The sequence below is a fragment of the Curtobacterium sp. 8I-2 genome, assembly GCF_902506155.1.
GTDB lineage: Bacteria > Actinomycetota > Actinomycetes > Actinomycetales > Microbacteriaceae > Curtobacterium > Curtobacterium poinsettiae.
The window spans coordinates 1,860,755-1,878,557 of record NZ_LR732827.1 but is presented as its reverse complement, the minus strand read 5'-3'; the positions used below and the strand labels follow the sequence as shown (position 1 = coordinate 1,878,557).

Annotated in this window: 13 protein-coding genes and 1 pseudogene; 5 read left to right on the top strand and 9 right to left on the bottom strand. The window is 72.8% G+C overall.

Going from position 1 to position 17,803, the window contains the following annotated elements:
* Positions 1 to 37 precede the first annotated feature (37 nt).
* The 9 genes and pseudogenes from BOSE127_RS12700 to BOSE127_RS12660 all read right to left on the bottom strand — a co-directional run bounded on the left by BOSE127_RS12700 (position 38) and on the right by BOSE127_RS12660 (position 11,695).
* The gene (locus BOSE127_RS12700; RefSeq protein ID WP_017886775.1) at positions 38 to 1,015 is read right to left on the bottom strand and encodes a ribose-phosphate diphosphokinase; all 978 of its coding nucleotides are present in this window, start codon (positions 1,013 to 1,015) and stop codon (positions 38 to 40) included.
* Between the two features lie 61 nt (positions 1,016 to 1,076).
* A complete protein-coding gene (glmU, locus tag BOSE127_RS12695) occupies positions 1,077 to 2,504 on the bottom strand; it encodes a bifunctional UDP-N-acetylglucosamine diphosphorylase/glucosamine-1-phosphate N-acetyltransferase GlmU (RefSeq protein ID WP_159557471.1) in 1,428 nt (475 codons plus the stop codon).
* A gap of 171 nt (positions 2,505 to 2,675) precedes the next feature.
* Positions 2,676 to 4,058, bottom strand: coding sequence for an MFS transporter (locus BOSE127_RS12690; RefSeq protein ID WP_056072789.1), 1,383 nt, complete (start codon positions 4,056 to 4,058; stop codon positions 2,676 to 2,678).
* 1,028 nt (positions 4,059 to 5,086) lie between these two features.
* Positions 5,087 to 6,118: an NAD(P)-dependent alcohol dehydrogenase gene (locus BOSE127_RS12685; RefSeq protein ID WP_042537745.1), complete on the bottom strand. Its 1,032-nt coding sequence runs from the start codon at positions 6,116 to 6,118 to the stop codon at positions 5,087 to 5,089.
* Between the two features lie 238 nt (positions 6,119 to 6,356).
* Positions 6,357 to 7,439, bottom strand: a pseudogene (locus BOSE127_RS12680) (ROK family protein); the annotation flags it as partial.
* Positions 7,440 to 7,628: 189 nt separating this feature from the next.
* Positions 7,629 to 8,678, bottom strand: coding sequence for a sugar phosphate isomerase/epimerase family protein (locus tag BOSE127_RS12675; RefSeq protein ID WP_159557469.1), 1,050 nt, complete (start codon positions 8,676 to 8,678; stop codon positions 7,629 to 7,631).
* Between the two features lie 34 nt (positions 8,679 to 8,712).
* Positions 8,713 to 9,825, bottom strand: coding sequence for a Gfo/Idh/MocA family protein (locus BOSE127_RS12670; RefSeq protein ID WP_159557467.1), 1,113 nt, complete (start codon positions 9,823 to 9,825; stop codon positions 8,713 to 8,715).
* Complete coding sequence (locus BOSE127_RS12665) at positions 9,810 to 10,517, bottom strand: ThuA domain-containing protein (RefSeq protein ID WP_159557465.1); 708 nt, start codon at positions 10,515 to 10,517, stop codon at positions 9,810 to 9,812. Before BOSE127_RS12665 ends, BOSE127_RS12670 begins: the two co-directional genes overlap by 16 nt.
* Positions 10,514 to 11,695 carry a Gfo/Idh/MocA family protein gene (locus tag BOSE127_RS12660; protein WP_159557463.1) on the bottom strand — a complete coding sequence of 394 codons (1,182 nt, stop codon included), beginning with the start codon at positions 11,693 to 11,695 and terminating at the stop codon, positions 10,514 to 10,516. The genes BOSE127_RS12665 and BOSE127_RS12660 overlap by 4 nt, the downstream gene beginning before the upstream one ends.
* A gap of 97 nt (positions 11,696 to 11,792) precedes the next feature.
* On the opposite strand from BOSE127_RS12660, the gene xylA reads away from it, so the two are divergent.
* From xylA to BOSE127_RS12635, 5 genes are all read left to right on the top strand, one after another.
* Entirely contained in the window at positions 11,793 to 12,986 is a 1,194-nt protein-coding gene (xylA, locus tag BOSE127_RS12655; protein WP_031259514.1) for a xylose isomerase, read from the top strand.
* A 61-nt stretch (positions 12,987 to 13,047) separates the two neighbouring features.
* On the top strand, positions 13,048 to 14,511 hold the full coding sequence (gene xylB / locus BOSE127_RS12650; RefSeq protein ID WP_159557461.1) for a xylulokinase: 1,464 nt from the start codon (positions 13,048 to 13,050) through the stop codon (positions 14,509 to 14,511).
* A 69-nt stretch (positions 14,512 to 14,580) separates the two neighbouring features.
* Positions 14,581 to 15,570 (top strand): acetylxylan esterase, encoded by a 990-nt coding sequence (locus tag BOSE127_RS12645; protein WP_159557459.1) that lies wholly within the window; start codon positions 14,581 to 14,583, stop codon positions 15,568 to 15,570.
* 398 nt (positions 15,571 to 15,968) lie between these two features.
* Entirely contained in the window at positions 15,969 to 16,724 is a 756-nt protein-coding gene (locus BOSE127_RS12640; protein WP_159557457.1) for a helix-turn-helix domain-containing protein, read from the top strand.
* Entirely contained in the window at positions 16,721 to 17,746 is a 1,026-nt protein-coding gene (locus BOSE127_RS12635) for a glycosyl hydrolase family 18 protein (RefSeq protein ID WP_140448393.1), read from the top strand. Before BOSE127_RS12640 ends, BOSE127_RS12635 begins: the two co-directional genes overlap by 4 nt.
* Positions 17,747 to 17,803: the final 57 nt, after the last annotated feature.

Below are 17,803 nucleotides of genomic sequence, written 5' to 3'. Positions count from 1 at the left end.
CCTGCGCCGTGCGCTGTGCCCATGGGTCGACGGCTCGCTACGCTGCGCCGTCGAACATCGACGTCACGGAACCATCGTCGAAGACCTCGTGGATGGCACGGGCGATGAGCGGCGCGATCGGCAGCACCTCGAGGCGGTCCCAGCGCTTGTCCATCGGCAGGGGCAGGGTGTCCGTCACGACCACGCGGTCGATGAACTCGCTCTGCAGCAGCTCGGTGGCGGGGTCGGAGAACACGGCGTGGGTCGCGGCGACGACGACACCCGTGGCGCCAGCGTCCTTGAGCGCCTCGGCAGCCTTCGCGATCGTGCGGCCGGTGTCGATCAGGTCGTCGACGAGCAGGCAGACGCGACCGCTGACGTCACCGACGATCTCGTGCACCGAGACCTGGTTCGGCACGAGCGGGTCGCGACGCTTGTGGATGATGGCGAGCGGCGCGCCGAGCTTCTCGGACCAGATGTCGGCGACACGGACGCGGCCCATGTCCGGCGACACGACGGTGAGCGTCTTCGGGTCGAGGATCTGGCGGAAGCGCTCGAGCAGCACCGGCATCGCGAACAGGTGGTCGACGGGGCCGTCGAAGAAGCCCTGGATCTGCGCAGCGTGCAGGTCGACGCTCATGATGCGGTGCGCGCCGGCAGCCTTGAACAGGTCGGCGACGAGGCGGGCCGAGATCGGCTCGCGGCCGCGGCCCTTCTTGTCCTGGCGGGCGTAGGGGTAGAACGGCGCCACGACGGTGATGCGCTTCGCCGAGGCACGCTTCAGGGCATCGACCATGATGAGCTGCTCCATGAGCCACTCGTTGATCGGCGCGGTGTGCGACTGGATGACGAAGGCGTCGCAGCCACGGACCGACTCGTCGAAGCGGGCGTACAGCTCACCGTTCGCGAACGTCCGTGCATCGGTCGGCACGAGGTCGACCCCGAGCTCCTCCGCGATCTCGGCAGAGAGCGCCGGGTGTGCTCGCCCCGAGACGAGGACGAGTCGTTTCTGGCCGGTTGTCTTGATTCCGGACAAGTGCGGTGCTCACTCCCTGACCCACGAGGGGTCGATGTCGGCGACGGGTGGTCGCCAGGATCTATTCGCCGTTCGCGAGCCGAGCAGCCTCGGCCGCCGGTGTGCCGGGTCGGTGTTCCTCGACCCATCCGTCGGTGTTGCGCTGTGGGGCGTAGCTGATCGCGAGCGATCCTGCCGGAACGTCCTTGCGGACGGTGGTCCCGGCGCCGGTGTACGCACCGTCACCAATCCTAACGGGGGCGACGAACACGTTGTGCGAGCCTGTACGGACGTTCGAGCCGACCTCGGTTCGGTGCTTGTGCACGCCGTCGTAGTTCGCGGTGATGGTGTTCGCGCCGATGTTCGAGTCCTCGCCCACCTCGGCGTCGCCGATGTAGGACAGGTGCGGGACCTTGCTGCCGCGACCGATCCGGGCGTTCTTCGTCTCGACGAAGGTGCCGATCTTGCCGTCGTCGCCGAGGATCGTGCCGGGCCGCAGGTAGGCGAACGGGCCGACCGAGGCGCCGTCCCCGATCACCGCGAGGGTGGCGTCGACGCGGTTGACCGTGGCGCGGGCACCGACCTCGGTGTCGCGCAGCGTGGTGTCCGGACCGACGACGGCACCGGCGGCGATCGCGGTGGCGCCGATGAGCTGGGTGCCGGGCAGGACTTCGGCGTCGGGCTCGATGGTGACGTCGAGGTCGATCCAGGTGGTCGCCGGGTCCTGCACGGTGACACCGGCGAGCTGGTGGCCGCGGACGATGCGGGCGTTGAGCTCGCGCGCGGCGTCGGAGAGCTGCGCACGGTCGTTGATGCCGGCGACGAGCCACGGGTCGGTCAGGGTGACGACGTCGATGCGCCCGCCGCGCTCACTGATCAGCGCGGGGGCGTCGGTGATGTACTTCTCGCCCTGCGCGTTCGCCGTGGTGAGCGACGGCAGGACCGCCCGCAACCGCGCGACGTCGAACGCGTAGATGCCCGCGTTCGCCTCGGTGATGGCCAGCTGTTCGGCCGTCGCGTCCTTGTGCTCGACGACGCTGACGAAGGCGCCGGCGTCATCACGCACGATCCGTCCGAGGCCCGTCGGGTCGGGGGCGATCGCGCTGACGAAGGTCGCCTCGTTGGCGGCACCGACATGGGCATCGACGAGCAGGCGGAGCGACGCCGCGTCGAGCAGCGGCACGTCGCCGGAGAGCACGACGACGGCACCGTCGAAGTCGGCGGGCAGGGCGTCGACCGCCACCTCGACCGCACGGCCGGTGCCGGGGACGGCGTCCTGGTCGACGATGATCGCGTCAGGGGCGCGCTCGACGACCTCGGCCGCGACACGATCACGCTCGTGCCGCACGACCACGGCGACGTGCTCGGGGCTGAGCGACGACGCCGTGCGCAGCACGTGCCCGATGAGCGGCAGCCCGGCGAGCCGGTGCAGCACCTTGGGCGTGGACGACTTCATGCGCGTGCCCTGCCCGGCGGCGAGGACGACGACGGCGATGCGCTGGTCGGTCATGGACCCATCCTGGCGCACCCGAGCCCGTGGCGTCCGACGCGAGCACGGTCCTGTGCCCAACCGTGCGCACAACCGCAGCCTGTGGACGGACCGGCACCGTGCCTCCAGGCCCGGGCCGACGGCACGCCGTGCCTCAGCCCCGCACGCCGCGGACGAGGCCCAGGCCGGCTGTCAGCCCTGCACCACCTGCGGCTCCCGCTTGACGAACGCCATGAGCACCAGCCCGGCGATGAGCACGACGACCACGCCGAGGATCCCGAACCGGGTGGACCCACCGACGGTCACCGCGACGCCGAACAGCGCCGGCGCGAGGAACGACGCGGCGCGGCCGGTGGTGGCGTAGAGGCCGAAGAGCTCGCCTTCGCGGCCGGGGGTCGTCAACCGCGCCAGGTGGGCACGCGACGACGACTGCACCGGGCCGACGAACACCGCGAGGGTCAGCCCGAGCACCCAGAACCACTGCGTCTCGTTGCCGGCGGCGAAGACCCCGACCCCGCAGACGGCGAGTCCGACGAGCGAGACCATGATGAGCGCACGCGACCCGAACCGGTCGTCGAGGCGTCCGGAGACGAACGTCGCGATGCCGGCCACGACGTTCGCGGCGATGGCGAACAGGATGACCTGGGACGGCGTGAACCCGAACACCTGGGCGGCGACGATCCCGCCGAACGTGAAGACGGCACCGACGCCGTCGCGGAACACCGCGCTGGCGAGCAGGAACGCCAGGACGTTGCGCCGCTCGCGCCAGAGCCGGGCGATGTCGCGACCGAGGTCCGCGTAGGCGCCGAACACGCCACCGCCGCGGGTGCGGTCCGGCACTGCCTCGGGCACGGTGAGGAACAGCGGGATCGAGCTGACGGCCAGCCAGACGGCGGCGATGCCGATCGCGACGCGGACGTCCCACTGCCCGGTGGCGACGGTCGCCGGCAGCTGCAGGAGCCCGCCGACGACACCGTCGCCCCGGAAGTCCTGGATGCAGAGCACGAGCAGCAGCACGAGCAGCACGATCCCGCCGAAGTACCCAGCCGCCCACCCGATGGCGGACACCCGGCCGGTGCGTTCCCCGGAGGCGACCTGCCCGAGCATGGCGTTGTACCCGACGGTCGCGATCTCGTAGGCCACGGTGCCGATGCCGAGCAGGGCTGCGCCGAGGAACAGGTACGGCTGGCTCGGCGCGACGAAGACCATGCCGCCGATCGACAGCGCGACACCGATCGTGGCGATGAGGACGGAGCGACGGCGGTGTCCGGACGAGTCCGCGAGCCGCCCCATGGCCGGCGCCACGAGCGCGACGACGATCCCCGCGATGGTCAGTGCGGTCGACACGACGGCGGCGTTGTGCGCGAGCTCCCGCTCCACGATCGCCTTGCCCGCCGCCGACGTGTCGCCGACGAGCGCCGGGTCCACGAACGCCCGGCTCGCCAGGTACGTGCTGAACACGAAGGTGGTGACGACCGCGTTGAACGCGGCCGACCCCCAGTCCCAGAGCGCCCAGGAGACGAGCGCGCGCCGGTCGGTGCGCTGCGGCACGACGGCGGCCGGTGAAGCGGTCATGCGCGAACCGTAGCGCGTCCCGGTGACGCGGCGGTGGCCCCGTTCCGGGTCACGTGCGGGACGGGAGGCACGTCGTGGCCCGGCCCCGCGCCGCCCGTCCGCACCGTGCGCGCGCCGTCACCCGGTGCGCGCTTCCACGCACCGTGCCCCGCCGCAACGCCGCACCAGGCACGCAACGCGGCCCGAGCCGGCGAAGCCTGCACCGTGCCGGACGGGAGGCACGTCGCGGCCCGGCCCTGCGCCTCCCGTCCGCACCGTGCCCACGTCGTCACCCGGTGCGCGCTTCCACGCACCGTGCCCGGCCGCAACACCGCACCGGGCACGCAACGCGGCCCGGGCCGGCGAAGCCTGCACCGTGCCGGACGGGAGGCGCGGGGCGGCCCGGCCCCGCACCTCCCGTCCGCACCGTGCGCGCGCCGTCACCCGGTGCGAGCTTCCACGCACCGTGCCCCGCCGCAACACCGCACCAAGCACGCAACGCGGCCCGAGCCAGCGAAGCCCGCACCGTGCCGGACGGGAGGCACGTCGCGGCCCGGCCCCGCACCTCCCGCCCGCACCGTGCCCACGTCGTCACCCGGTGCGCGCTTCCACGCACCGTGCCCGGCTGCAACGCCGCACCGGGCACGCAACGCGGCCCGGGCTGGCGAAGCCTGCACCGTGCCCGGCCGCAACACCGCACCAGGCACGCAACGCGGCCCGAGCCAGCGAAGCCCGCACCGTGCCGGACGGGAGGCACGGGGCAGCCCGGCGCCGCGCCTCCCGTCCGCACCGTGCCCACGTCGTCACCCGGTGCGGGCTTCCACGCACCGTGCCCGGCTGCAACACCGCACCAAGCACGCAACGCGGCCCGAGCCAGCGAAGCCCGCACCGTGCCGGACGGGAGGCACGTCGCGGCCTGGCACCGCGCCTCCCGTCCGCACCGTGCGCGCGTCGTCACCCGGTGCGCGCTTCCACGCACCGTGCCCCGCCGCAACGCAGCACCAGGCACGCAACGCGGCCCGAGCCAGCGAAGCCCGCACCGTGCCGGCTCAGGCCGGGACGCCGCCGGGGTAGACGACGGACTTGAGCGACTCCGGGTCGGTGTCGCTCTCGAGAGCCTCGCGGACGTCGTCGAGCCCGAACCGGCCGGTGACGAGCGAGTCGAGGTCGACCTGCCCGGACGCGACCAGCTGGATCGCCACCGGCCACGTGTTCGTGTACCGGAAGATCCCGGTGACCGTGACCTCGAGGTTCTGGATGTGCTCGACCGGCAGGGTCATCTCGGAGTTGCCGAGCCCGACCAGCACCGCGGCACCCGCCGGACCGACCGCCTTGATGCCGTCCGAGACCGCACGGGGCGCCCCGCTGGCGTCGATGAACGCGTCGACGGGGACGATGTCGGACGCGACGGACACGGCGGTGGGGTCGACGACCTCGGTGGCGCCGTACTCCAGGGCCCGCGCACGGCGCTCCGGGACCAGGTCGCTGACGACGATGCGCGATGCACCGAATGCCTTCGCGACCTGCGCGCAGATGATGCCGATCGGACCGGCACCGGCGATGAGCACCGACGAACCGGGCACGATGCCGGCCTTGCGGACGGCGGCGATGCCGACCGACAGGGGCTCGAGGAGCGCACCGGCCTCGAACGACACCGAGTCGGGCAGGACGTGCGCGAACTCGGACTCGATCGTGACCAACTCGGTGAAGGCGCCGTCGACCGGCGGCGTCGCGTAGAAGCGCATGTGCGGGCAGAGGTTGTAGCGACCGGCCAGGCACTGCGCGCAGCGGTGGCAGGGTCGCTGCGGCTCGATGGCCACGCGCTCCCCCACACGGGACGGGTCGACGCCCTCGCCGACCGCCTCGATCGTGCCGGAGAGTTCGTGGCCGAGGACGAGGGGTTCCTCGACGACGAAGTCGCCGATGCGGCCGTGGCGGTAGTAGTGCACGTCGGAGCCGCAGACGCCCACGGCGGCGACCCGGACGAGCACGTCGCCGGCGTCGACGCCAGGGACCGGGCGGTCCTCGACGGTGAGGTCCTGGGTGCCGAGCAGGACACTGGTGCGCTGGGTGGAGGTCATGCGGTTCTCGCTTCCTCGGCCGCGTCGTCGCGGCCGAGGAAGCGAGAACCGCATGACCTCCACCCGTGGAGGGGGCGGCGGCGGATGCCGCGGGCGTGGTGGCCGTGGTCGCCGCTGGCGCCGCGGTGGCCGGTCTGAGCCGCGCTGCCGTCGGGTCGCGCAGCAGATCACGGAACCCGAGTTCAGCAGCGCCTCGGAGCAGGACATCGGCACCGAGCGCCGCCGGTGCGATGCGCAGCCGCTCGGTCACGGCAGCCATCGACTGGGCCCGGACCTCGGCCTCGATGCGGTTCCCGACGTGGCCGAGGAGCACTCCGAGGAACCCACCGAGGACGACCACCTCGGGGTTGACGGTGTGGATGGCATTGCGGAGTGCGGTCGCGAGGGCCGTGACCTGGCGGTCGACCACCCGCTCGACCTCGGGACGGCGCTGCGCGAGCGCCGCGGCGAGCGCTGACGGGTCGTCCGAGGCGACGCCGGCGGCAGCGACCAGGGCATCACGCGACGCCTCGGTCTCGAGACACCCGACAGCACCGCAGTGACAACGGACACCGTTCGCTGCGACGAAGGTGTGACCGAGCTCGCCGGCGTACCCGTCCGCACCGCTGAGGGGCCGAGCGGCACTGATGACGCCGCCGCCGATACCGCTCGCGCCACCGTTGAGGTAGATCAGGTCGTCGACTCCGCGGCCACTGCCGTACAGCCGCTCCGCCCAGGCGCCGGAGTTCGCGTCGTTCGCGGCCCGGACCGGCAGACCGGTGCGCTCGGCGAGGGGACGGGCGATCGGTTCGTCGTGCCAGCCGAGGTGCGGCGCGTAGCGGACCACGCCGTCCTCGACCCGCACGGTCCCGGGGACCGCGACACCGATTCCGGCGATCCGCGTGGGCGGGCCTTCCCCGGCGATCAACTCGTCCAGGAGTCCGGCGATGGTCTCGACCGCCTCGGCAGCGGTCGGGGCGCTCTCGCTCGCCGCCACCGCGCGGGTGCGCACGCTGCCGTCGAGTCCGACGAGTGCGACGGTCACGGCGTCCACCTCGACCGTGACGGCGACCGCGACCACCTCGGCCGAGGCACGGACCACCGGGCTCGGGCGGCCGACGCCAGCACTCGTGCTGCCGGTCCCGGGCACGTCCTCGTGCACCAGCCCGAGTTCGACCAGTTCGCCGACGAGCGTGAGCGTGGTTGAGCGGTTGAGTCCGGTGCGGCGGGTGAGCTCGGCGCGGGTGATCGGACCGTCCTCGTGCGCCAGGCGGAGGACACGTGCGGCGTTGCGCAGCGCCGGGGTCTGCGCGCCACCGGGTGCTGCAGCTGTGCGTGCCATCGGGTCCTCTCGGTCGGTCCTTGCTTGCTTGCTTGCTTGCTTGCCCATCTTCGCGTGCTCGGTCCTTCCCAGAACGCCGGCGATGGAGAGCGGGATCGGGCGTACCTGGTCGAAACGAACGACCAGGTACGCCCGGATTCAGCAGGTACGCCCGGAAGCGGTGGGGGCGTTCGAACGCAGGCGGCCCGGTCAGCGCGACTGCGAGAACGCGGCGTCGAACGACGCGTCCGGCGGCGCGATGGTGCCGAGCCGCCGCACGAACGCCAGCGCCTCGGGCCCGCCGACGAGGCGGTCCATGCCGGCGTCCTCCCACTCGACGCTGGTCGGGCCGGCGTACCCGATGTGGTTCAGCACGCGGAACACCCGCTCCCACGGCACGTCCCCGTGGCCGGCGGTGACGAAGTCCCACCCGCGCCGGGGGTCGCCCCACGGCAGGTGCGACCCGAGCCGGCCGTTGCGACCGTCGAGCTGCTTCACCGACTCCTTGCAGTGCACGTGGTACACCCGGTCGGCGAAGTCGAGCAGGAACGCGGCGGGGTCCAGGTCCTGCCAGACGAAGTGGGACGGGTCGAAGTTGAACCCGAACGCCGGGCGGTCCTGGAACACCTGGAGCGTGCGCTTCGCGGTCCAGTAGTCGTAGGCGATCTCGGACGGGTGCACCTCGAGCGCGAACCGGACCCCGACCTCCTCGAAGACGTCGAGGATCGGTGACCAGCGGTCGTGGAAGTCCTGGTACCCGGCGTCGATCATCGCCGGCGGCACGGGCGGGAACCCGGCGACGGTCTTCCAGATCGACGAGCCGGAGAACCCGGTGACGGTGTCCACCCCGAGCGCGGCGGCGGCACGGGCGGTCCACTGCAGTTCCTCGGCCGCACGCTGCCGCACGCCCTCGGGGTCGCCGTCGCCCCACACGTGCGGCGGCACGATGTCCTCGTGCCGCTGGTCGATCGGGTCGTCGCACACGGCCTGGCCGACCAGGTGGTTGGCGATCGTCCAGACCTGCAGCCCGTTGCGTTCGAGGATCGCCTTGCGCCCGGCGACGTACTCCGGGTCCGTCGCGGCGCGCCGGACGTCCAAGTGGTCGCCCCAGCAGGCGATCTCCAGCCCGTCGTAGCCCCACTCGCCGGCGAGTCGGGCCACCTCTTCGAAGGGCAGGTCGGCCCACTGTCCGGTGAACAGGGTGACCGGCCGGGAGGCCCGGGTCGTGTCCGTCGTGTCGCTCGCGTCCGTCGTCGTCATCGTCGTCGTCCTTCTTCGCGGTGGTCGGGTTCCGTCACCAGGATCCGGGCGCGGACCCGGCCGGGACGGTGGCGGGTCGCTCGACGCGCGAGTGCACATCGACGACCGAGTGGTCTCGGGCGGCGGCGGAGACCGCCTCCATGACCTCGAGCACGTGGAACGCGAGGTCGCCGGAGGCCCGGTGCGGCCGGTCCGTCGCGATCGCGTGGGCCATGTCGGCGAGGCCGTAGCCGCGACCGGCGTCGGCGTACCCGGCGGCGACCGGCAGGTCCCGCCACGAGCGGTCGTCGGCGGTGGCGATCGACACGGTGTCCGAGAACCGGTTCGGGTCGGGGACGCCCAGGGTGCCCGCGGTGCCGTACACCTCGAACAGCGGGGCGCGGGTGGCCCAGACCTCGAACGAGACGGTCACGGTGGAGACCACGCCGCCCTCGTGCTCGAGGATCGCGACGACGTGCGTGTCGATGTCGACCGGGATCGGGGTGCCGGCGTTCGGCCCCGTGGCGACGGTGCGCTCGCGGGTGGAGCGGGTCGCGCTGCCGCTGACCCGGACGACGGGCCCGAAGAACGTGACGAGGCTGGTCAGGTAGTACGGCCCCATGTCGAGCAGCGGTCCGCCGCCGGGCTGGTAGTAGAAGGCCGGCGCGGGGTGCCAGCGTTCGTGCCCGGGGGCGCTCCAGGCGACGGCTGCGCCGACCGGGGTGCCGATCGCGCCGTCGTCGAGCGCGGCGCGCGCGGTCTGGATGCCGGTGCCGAGGACGGTGTCCGGGGCGCTGCCGACGCGCAGGCCGGCGGTGCGGGCGGCCTCGAGCACCGGTGCGGCCTCGGCGGTGGACATCGCGAGCGGCTTCTCGCCGTAGACGTGCTTGCCGGCGGCGAGTGCCCGGGTGGCGATGTCGGCGTGTGCGGCCGGGATCGTCAGGTTGAGCACCACGTCGACGTCGTCGGCGGCGAGCAGGTCGTCCACGGTGGTGCCGCGCACGCCCTGTGCCGCACCGACCTGCTGGGCACGGGCGACGTCGAGGTCGGCGACCGCGGCGAGTTCGAGTCCGGGCAGGGCCGGGAAGTGCTCGAAGTACTGCTGGCTGATGACCCCGACGCCGACCACGCCGACCCGGAGCACCCCCTCGTTCACCGTGCTGCCCACAGGAGTCCCCGTTCGATGATGGTGCGGAGTGGCTGCGACTCGACGACCTCGAGGCGGTGCCCTGGTGCGGAGACGAACACGCGGCCCTCGCCCCACTGCCGTGTCCAGATCGCCGGTGCGGTGACCGGTCGGTTCCAGGCGTCGAAGTCGCGCGCGTCCTGAGTGGTGGTCGCGAGGACGTCGTTGTACTCGTCGGACAGCACCCAGTACTGCTCGGTGACGAGGTCGAAGTCCTCGATGCCCTGCGTGATCGGGTGCTCGTGCCCGAGGTCGGTGAGGTGGACCGTGTACGGGATGTAGTTGTCCGGCTGTTCCCCGACGCGCTCGTCGGGGTGCTTGCCGGCGTGGTGGGCGAACTGGCCGCCGACCATGTGCAGGTAGTCGGCGGTGTTCCGGAACGCGTCCGCGATGCCGCCGTGCCAGCCGGCCAGTCCGGCGCCGCCCAGGACCGCGCGCTGCAGCCCGGCGAACTCGTCGTCGGCGATGGTCGACATCGTGACGACCTGCACGATCAGGTCGACCTCGTCCATGACGGCGGCGTCGGCGTAGACGGCTGTCGAGTCCGACACCCGGACCTCGAACCCGTTCTCCTGCAGGAACGGGATGAACAGGTCGGTGGTCTCGACGGGCTGGTGGCCGTCCCACCCGCCGCGGACGACGAGCGCCCGGCGGGTCTGCTCGGCGGCGCTCACGAGGTCGCCGTCCAGGTGCTGCCGGCGGCCGCGCTGCGTTCGACGGCGTCGAGGACCCGCTGCACGTGCAGGCCGTCGGCGAACGACGGTGACGGGTCGGTGCCGGTGGCGACGGCGTCGATGAAGTCCTTCACCTGGTGGCTGAACGTGTGCTCGTACCCGATGAGGTGTCCGGTCGGCCACCACGCGGCCATGTAGGGGTGCTCGGGCTCGGTGACCAGGATGCGCCGGAAGCCCTGCTCCCCAGCCGGGGCGTTCGACTCGTACAACCGCAGCTCGTTCATCGCCTCGAGGTCGAACTGGATCGCGCCGTCGGAACCGCTGATCTCGAGCGTCAGGCCGTTCTTCCGCCCGGTCGCGTAGCGCGTCGCCTCGAAGGTGCCGATCGCGCGGTCGGCCGTGCCGCCGCTGAGCCGTGCCGTGAAGAACGCGGCGTCGTCGACGGTGACCTGCCCGCGTTCGCTCGACGCGGTGCCGGAGAGCCCGACCCCCTCGGCCATCAACGGACGCTCGGTCACGAAGGTCTCGAGCGTGCCCGACACGGTGGCGAGCGACGAACCGGTGACGTGCTCGACCAGGTCGATGGCGTGCGCGCCGATGTCGCCGAGCGCACCGGAGCCCGCGAGCGACTTGTCGAGCCGCCAGGTCATCGGGCCGTCCTCGTCCGACAACCAGTCCTGCAGGTAGAGCGCGCGGACCTGGCGCACGGTGCCGATCCGGCCGTCCTGCACCAGCTGCCGGGCGAACGCGATCGCAGGCACGCGGCGGTAGCTGAACCCGACCATGGCGCGGACCCCGTGCGCCCGGGCTGCAGCGGCAGCGGCGGTCATCGCCTCGGCCTCGGCAACGGTGTTGGCGAGCGGCTTCTCGCACAGGACGTGCTTGCCGGCCTCGAGCGCGGCGATCGCGACCTCGACGTGCGAGGACCCCGGGGACACGACGTCGACCACGTCGATGTCCGGATCGGCGACGACGGCACGCCAGTCGGTGGACGCCGCCTGCCAGCCGTACTGCTGCCGGGCTGCCTCGGTGCGTTCGGGATCACGCCCGACGATCACCGCCATCTCCGGGTCGGCCCCGAGGTCGAAGAACCGGGGAGCGGTCCGCCACGCCTGTGAGTGTGCGGCTCCCATGAAGCCGTGCCCCACCATCGCGACCCGCAGTCGTTCCTGTGCCATCCGCTCGCTCCTTTGCGATCACGTGCTTGCCACAGCCAACACTACCGCTTATGTTGGGCGCGGCAACATTTTGTTTCGACGACGAACGGTGACCACCATGGCAACGACGCCCACCCGTGCAGACAAGTTCTCCTTCGGTCTCTGGACCATCGGCTACAACGGCTCGGACCCCTTCGGCGGGCCGACCCGCCCCGCGCTCGACGTGGTCGAGGCGGTCGAGAAGCTCGACGAGCTCGGGGCCTACGGCCTGACCTTCCACGACGACGACCTGTTCGCGTTCGGTTCCACCGACGCCGAGCGCCAGACCCAGATCGACCGCCTCAAGGGCGCCCTCGAGTCGACGGGGATCGTCGTGCCGATGGTCACGACGAACCTGTTCTCCGCCCCGGTCTTCAAGGACGGCGGCTTCACCTCGAACGACCGGCAGGTCCGCCGCTTCGCGCTCCGCAAGGTCCTGCGCAACATCGACCTCGCCGCCGAGCTCGGTGCGTCGACGTTCGTGATGTGGGGTGGCCGCGAAGGCTCCGAGTACGACAGCGCCAAGGACGTGCAGGCCGCGCTCGAGCGGTACCGCGAGGCCGTCAACCTGCTCGCCCAGTACGTCACCGACAAGGGCTACGGCATCCGGTTCGCCATCGAGCCGAAGCCGAACGAGCCCCGCGGCGACATCCTCCTGCCGACCCTCGGCCACGCGATCGCCTTCACCGAGACGCTCGAGCGCCCGGAGCTGTTCGGCATCAACCCCGAGGTCGGCCACGAGCAGATGGCGGGCCTGAACTTCACCGCCGGCATCGCCCAGGCGCTCTACCAGGGCAAGCTCTTCCACATCGACCTCAACGGTCAGCGCGGCATCAAGTACGACCAGGACCTGGTGTTCGGCCACGGCGACCTGCAGAACGCGTTCTCGCTCGTCGACCTGCTCGAGCACGGTGCCCCGCAGGGCGGCCCGGCGTACGACGGCCCGCGCCACTTCGACTACAAGCCCAGCCGCACCGAGGACATCAGCGGTGTCTGGGACTCCGCGTCGGCCAACATGCGCATGTACCTGCTCCTCAAGGAGCGTGCGCAGGCGTTCCGCGCCGACCCCGAGGTGCAGGCGGCACTCGAGGCGTCGAAGGTCGGCGAGCTGTCGACGCCGACGCTGAACGACGGCGAGTCGTACGACACGTTCCTCGCCGACCGCTCCGCCTACGAGGACTTCGACACCGACGCCTACTTCGGCGGCAAGGGCTTCGGCTTCGTCCGCCTGCAGCAGCTCGCGATGGAGCACCTCATGGGCGCGCGGAATTGAACGCGGACGCGCCAGCGGCCGCATTCCGCGCGCCGAGGCGGCCTGCCGCCGAGGAGAACTGATGGCACTCGTCGCCGGGGTCGACTCCTCGACCCAGTCCTGCAAGGTCACCATCCGTGACGCCGCGACCGGTGCGGTCGTCCGCGAGGGCCGCGCTTCCCACCCGGACGGCACCGCCGTCGACCCCCGCCACTGGTGGGACGCCCTCGGTGCCGCCGTCGCGGACGCCGACGGCCTCGACGACGTCGGTGCCGTCGCCGTCGCCGGGCAGCAGCACGGCATGGTCGCGCTCGACTCCGAGGGCCGCGTCGTCCGCGACGCCCTGCTCTGGAACGACGTCCGCAGTGCGGACGCGGCCGCGCAGATGGTCGACGAGCTCGGCCAGGAGGCGTGGGTCGCCCGGACGGGGCTGGTGCCGGTCGCGTCGTTCACCGGGACCAAGCTGCGGTGGCTCCGCGACGCCGAGCCCGAGAACGCGGCCCGCGTCGCGGCCGTGGCGCTCCCCCACGACTGGCTGTCATGGCGGCTCCGCGGGTACGGTCCGGCGGACGAGAGTCCGCTCGGCCCCGACCTGGAGGCTCTGGCGACGGACGCGTCCGACGCCAGCGGCACGGCGTACTGGGACCCGGTGCGCCGCGAGTACGACCCGGAACTGTTCGAGCTCGCACTCGGGCGGCCGATGCGGCCGGCGTCGATGGGTGACGACGACGCCGTGGTCGTGCCCCGCGTGGTCGCTCCCGACGAGGCGATGGGCACCCTGTCCACCGACGTCGAGCTGCCCGGCGGCGCGGTCGCGCCCTCCGGCCTCGTCGTCGGCGCCGGGCTCGGTGACAACGCCGGGGCAGCGCTCGGCCTGGGTCTCGGCCCGGGCGACGTCGCGGTGTCCCTCGGCACGAGCGGCACGGTCTTCGGGGTCAGCGACGCCGAGGTGCGTGACCCGAGCGGGACCGTGGCGGGCTTCGCCGACGGGACCGGGTCGCGCCTCCCGATCGTCACGACGCTCAACGCGGCCCGCGTGCTCGAGGTGATCGGCGGCCTGCTCGGCGTCGACCACGACGCGCTCGGCGAGCTGGCACTGCAGGCGCCGGCCGGGGCCGACGGCCTCGTCCTGGTGCCGTACTTCGTCGGCGAGCGCACGCCGAACCGGCCGGACGCGACCGCCTCGCTGCTCGGCATGACGCCGGCGACCACCGACCGGGCGCACCTGGCCCGGGCGGCCGTCGAGGGGATGCTCTGCGCCCTCGCCGACGGACTGGCCGCGGTGCAGGACACCGGCGTGACCGTCGAGCGGCTGCTGCTCATCGGGGGCGCTGCACGGAACCCGGCGGTCCGCGCCGTCGCCGCGCAGGTGTTCGGCCGTGACGTCCTGGTGCCGGAGCCCGGCGAGTACGTCGCCGCGGGGGCTGCGAAGCAGGCCGCGTGGGCGCTCACCGGAGCCCTGCCGACGTGGGACACCGCGACGACCACCGTGCCGTCCGACCCGCACCCGGAGGTGCTCGAGCAGTACCGCGCGGCGGCGCGCTGAACCGACACTCCGTGCCCCCGGCGCCGTCCTCGACGGTGCCGGGGGCACGATCGTCCCGGAGGACACACCATGCCACTGACCGACCTGCCCCTCGACGCGCTCCGCGCCCACCGCTCCGACGTCCGGCGCCCAGATGACTTCGACGCCTTCTGGGCGGACACGATCGCCGCCGCCCGGACCGCGGGCGAGGGGGTCGAGCTGGCCCTCGCGCCGGCCGAGACCCCGGTCACCGGTCTCGTCGTCGAGGACCTGACGTTCCCCGGGTTCGCCGGTGACCCGGTGCGGGCGTGGGTCAACCGTCCCGTGACCGACGACCCGGGCGCACTGCCGGTCGTCGTCGAGTTCCTCGGCTACGGCGGTGGCCGCGGTCGCCCGGGTGAGCGCGTGCACTGGGCCCTCGCCGGGTACGTGCACGTGGTGATGGACACCCGCGGCCAGGGCTCCGGGTGGGCCGGCGGCGACACCCCGGACCCGCACGGCTCCGCACCGCACGCCAGCGGGTGGATGACGAACGGCATCGGCTCCCCTGCCGACCACTACTACCGCCGCGTGTACACCGACGCGGTCCGCCTGGTCGACGCCGTCCGCACGCTGCCCGGCGTCGACCCCGATCGCATCGCGCTGACCGGCGGGAGCCAGGGCGGCGGGATCGCCATCGCCGCAGCGGCCCTGGTCGAGGCACACGTCGGACCGATCACCGCGGTGCTGCCCGACGTGGCGTTCCTGGCCGACTGGCGGAACGGCACCGACGTCGCGGTGGGCGGTCCGTACCTGGAGCTCGCGCAGTACCTCGCCGTGCACCGCGACGCAGCCGAGGGCGTGTGGGAGACCGCCGCGTACTTCGACGGGGTGAACCACGCCGCCGGCATCACCGCACCGGCGCTGTTCTCGGTCGCGCTGATGGACGACGTCGTCCCGCCGCGCACGACCTTCGCCGCGTTCAACGCCCTGGGCTCCACCGACCGCGAGATCGCCGTGTACCCGTACAACGGGCACGAGGGCGGCGGCTTCCGGCATTGGGAGCGTCAGGCGGCGTTCCTGGCGGACCGCCTGCGCTGACGGACGTCGCGCGTCAGCGGTCGCTGCTCACGGGTTCGGTCCACGCTGCGCGCGGAGGTCCCCGAAGGGGAAGCGCTCGCGGTCGACGTCGTCCTCGGACTGCACGATCCAGCCGCGTCTGGCAGACCGTGCCCGCGCCCGCGCCCGGTAGGAGGTGATGTGGACCGGGGCGACCCCCGGTGCACGCTCGTAACCACTCATCAGATCCTCCGATCTGTCCCCGAGCCTCCGACCCTGTTCGGAGGAGGACAGTTTGAGTACCTCTTGGACGGTGAACGTCTCCCGCGGCGTCCACGATGCCCCCCGAACGGGTGCGGGTCACATCCGCGCACCTCGGATACCGACGGCGTCGTGGCGTCGGAGGCCGATCCACACGAGCGCCTCGTACGCTCCCACGTATGGACCAGGCACCGATCACGGCGAGTGGTCCCGAGCACGGCGGAGCACGGCTGTCCCGCACCGTGCACGAGGCGCTGCGGTTCGTGCACGCACACGCCCGCGAAGCGATCTCGGTACCGGACATCGCCGCCGCCGCGAACCTGTCGACCCGAGGCCTGCAGAGCGCGTTCCGGCGGGAGCTGCAGACCTCGCCAGCGTCGTACCTGCGCGGGGTCCGGCTCGAGGGCGTCCGCCGCGACCTGCTCTCCATGACACCGGCGGACCGTCGCACCATCGCGGACGTCGCGAAGCACTGGCACTTCAGCAACGCCGGGCGGATGGCGGCCGAGTACCGCGCCGCGTTCGGCACCGCACCGTCGGCGGCGCTCCGGTCGTTCGACCCGGCGGACCCGGACCCCCGCGCCACGACGGACCTCGGTGTCCCCCCGGGCGAGGGCTCGCGCTTCCGCGTCGTGCTCGACTGCGAGGTGGAGATCGAGGACGCCGACGCGACGTTCGCCAGCGCCCTGCGCCGCGCCCAGGGCGACGACCACCCCTGGCACGGCTACGACCCGGACGGCAGCACCGCTGACGTCGTCGCGTTCCTGCTGGCGAGCGCCGTCCGCGGGGTCGCCGGTGACACCTCCGGCATCCGGTTGCGTGCCGTCAACCCGATGCTGCGGGCGCCCGACCAGCACGGCGGGTACCCGTCGGCCGAGCTCCCGCCGTGGTCGGCACCCGGCCACCCCGGACGACCGGACGGACCCACCGCATGACCGGCACCCCGCGTCGACGCCGCTCCGCACTGCTCGCCGCCGCGCTCACCGCAGGACTCGCACTCGCCGGCTGCACGGCCCCGACCGCCGCCCACGCTGATGGGTTCGACGTGACCGGCTTCCAGCCCGAGAACGCCGACACCGTCCTGGTGGACGCGAACGCCGCCGCGATGGACGTGGTCGGCGTCGACGGGTTGCTGCTGAACCGCACGGGGTCGAAGGTCACGGCACCGTCGCGCGCCGCCAAGGCCCAGCGCAACCGGGCACACGCCAACGGGCTCACCGCGCAGCTGCTCGTCAGCAACTACTCCGAGGCCGACGGGGACTTCAGCGAGCCGATCGCCCGCAGGCTGCTCACCTCGCCCGCGAACCGCGCCCGGGTCGTCCGATCACTCGCCGCCGACGTGGCCACGGGCGGTTGGGACTCGGTCATGATCGACCTCGAGGCGCTGACCAAGGCCGAGAAGCCCGGTCTCACCGCCTTCGCCCGCGAGCTCCGGGCCGCCGTCGGCGACGACGTCCGGCTCGACATCGCCCTGTCCGCGTCGACCACCGCGGCCGGGTACGCCCGCCTCGGCTACGACGTGCGCGCCCTCCGTGCCCCGCTCGACCACCTGACGCTCATGGCCTACGACCAGCACGGCCCCTGGGAGCCGGACGCACCCGGTCCGGTCGGTTCGCTCGCGTGGTCGTCGAAGGCCGCCCGTGCACTCGTGAGCCTCGCTCCCGCCGACCAGATCGTGCTCGGTGTCGCCGGGTACGGCTACCACTGGAAGGGGAAGCGTCCGGCCGGTCAGCTCTCCGACGCCCAGGCCCGGCTCCGGGTCCGGAAGGCGGGCGCGACCGCCCGCTGGGACGCGACGGTCGGCGAGTGGACCGCGACCCTGCCGAGCGGCGAGGTGCTCTGGTGGTCCGACGCACGCTCACTGCGTGCGCGGGTCGCGCTGGCGGAGCGGCTCGGCCTGACGGGCGTCGCCGTCTGGTCACTGGACCTGTCCGACCGGCTCGAGCCGGTCGGGTGATCAGGACCCGCTGACGGACAGGAGGCGCGGTGCGAGCCCGCACCGCGCCTCCTGTCC

Coding starts and splice junctions, on each gene's coding strand:
- BOSE127_RS12640 (WP_159557457.1), top strand. CDS start 15,969: ATGGACCAGGCACCGATCACGGCGAGTGGTCCCGAGCACGGCGGAGCA.
- BOSE127_RS12675 (WP_159557469.1), bottom strand. CDS start 8,678: ATGACGACGACGGACGCGAGCGACACGACGGACACGACCCGGGCCTCC.
- xylB (WP_159557461.1), top strand. CDS start 13,048: ATGGCACTCGTCGCCGGGGTCGACTCCTCGACCCAGTCCTGCAAGGTC.
- xylA (WP_031259514.1), top strand. CDS start 11,793: ATGGCAACGACGCCCACCCGTGCAGACAAGTTCTCCTTCGGTCTCTGG.
- BOSE127_RS12645 (WP_159557459.1), top strand. CDS start 14,581: ATGCCACTGACCGACCTGCCCCTCGACGCGCTCCGCGCCCACCGCTCC.
- BOSE127_RS12685 (WP_042537745.1), bottom strand. CDS start 6,118: ATGACCTCCACCCAGCGCACCAGTGTCCTGCTCGGCACCCAGGACCTC.
- BOSE127_RS12660 (WP_159557463.1), bottom strand. CDS start 11,695: ATGGCACAGGAACGACTGCGGGTCGCGATGGTGGGGCACGGCTTCATG.
- BOSE127_RS12690 (WP_056072789.1), bottom strand. CDS start 4,058: ATGACCGCTTCACCGGCCGCCGTCGTGCCGCAGCGCACCGACCGGCGC.
- glmU (WP_159557471.1), bottom strand. CDS start 2,504: ATGACCGACCAGCGCATCGCCGTCGTCGTCCTCGCCGCCGGGCAGGGC.
- BOSE127_RS12635 (WP_140448393.1), top strand. CDS start 16,721: ATGACCGGCACCCCGCGTCGACGCCGCTCCGCACTGCTCGCCGCCGCG.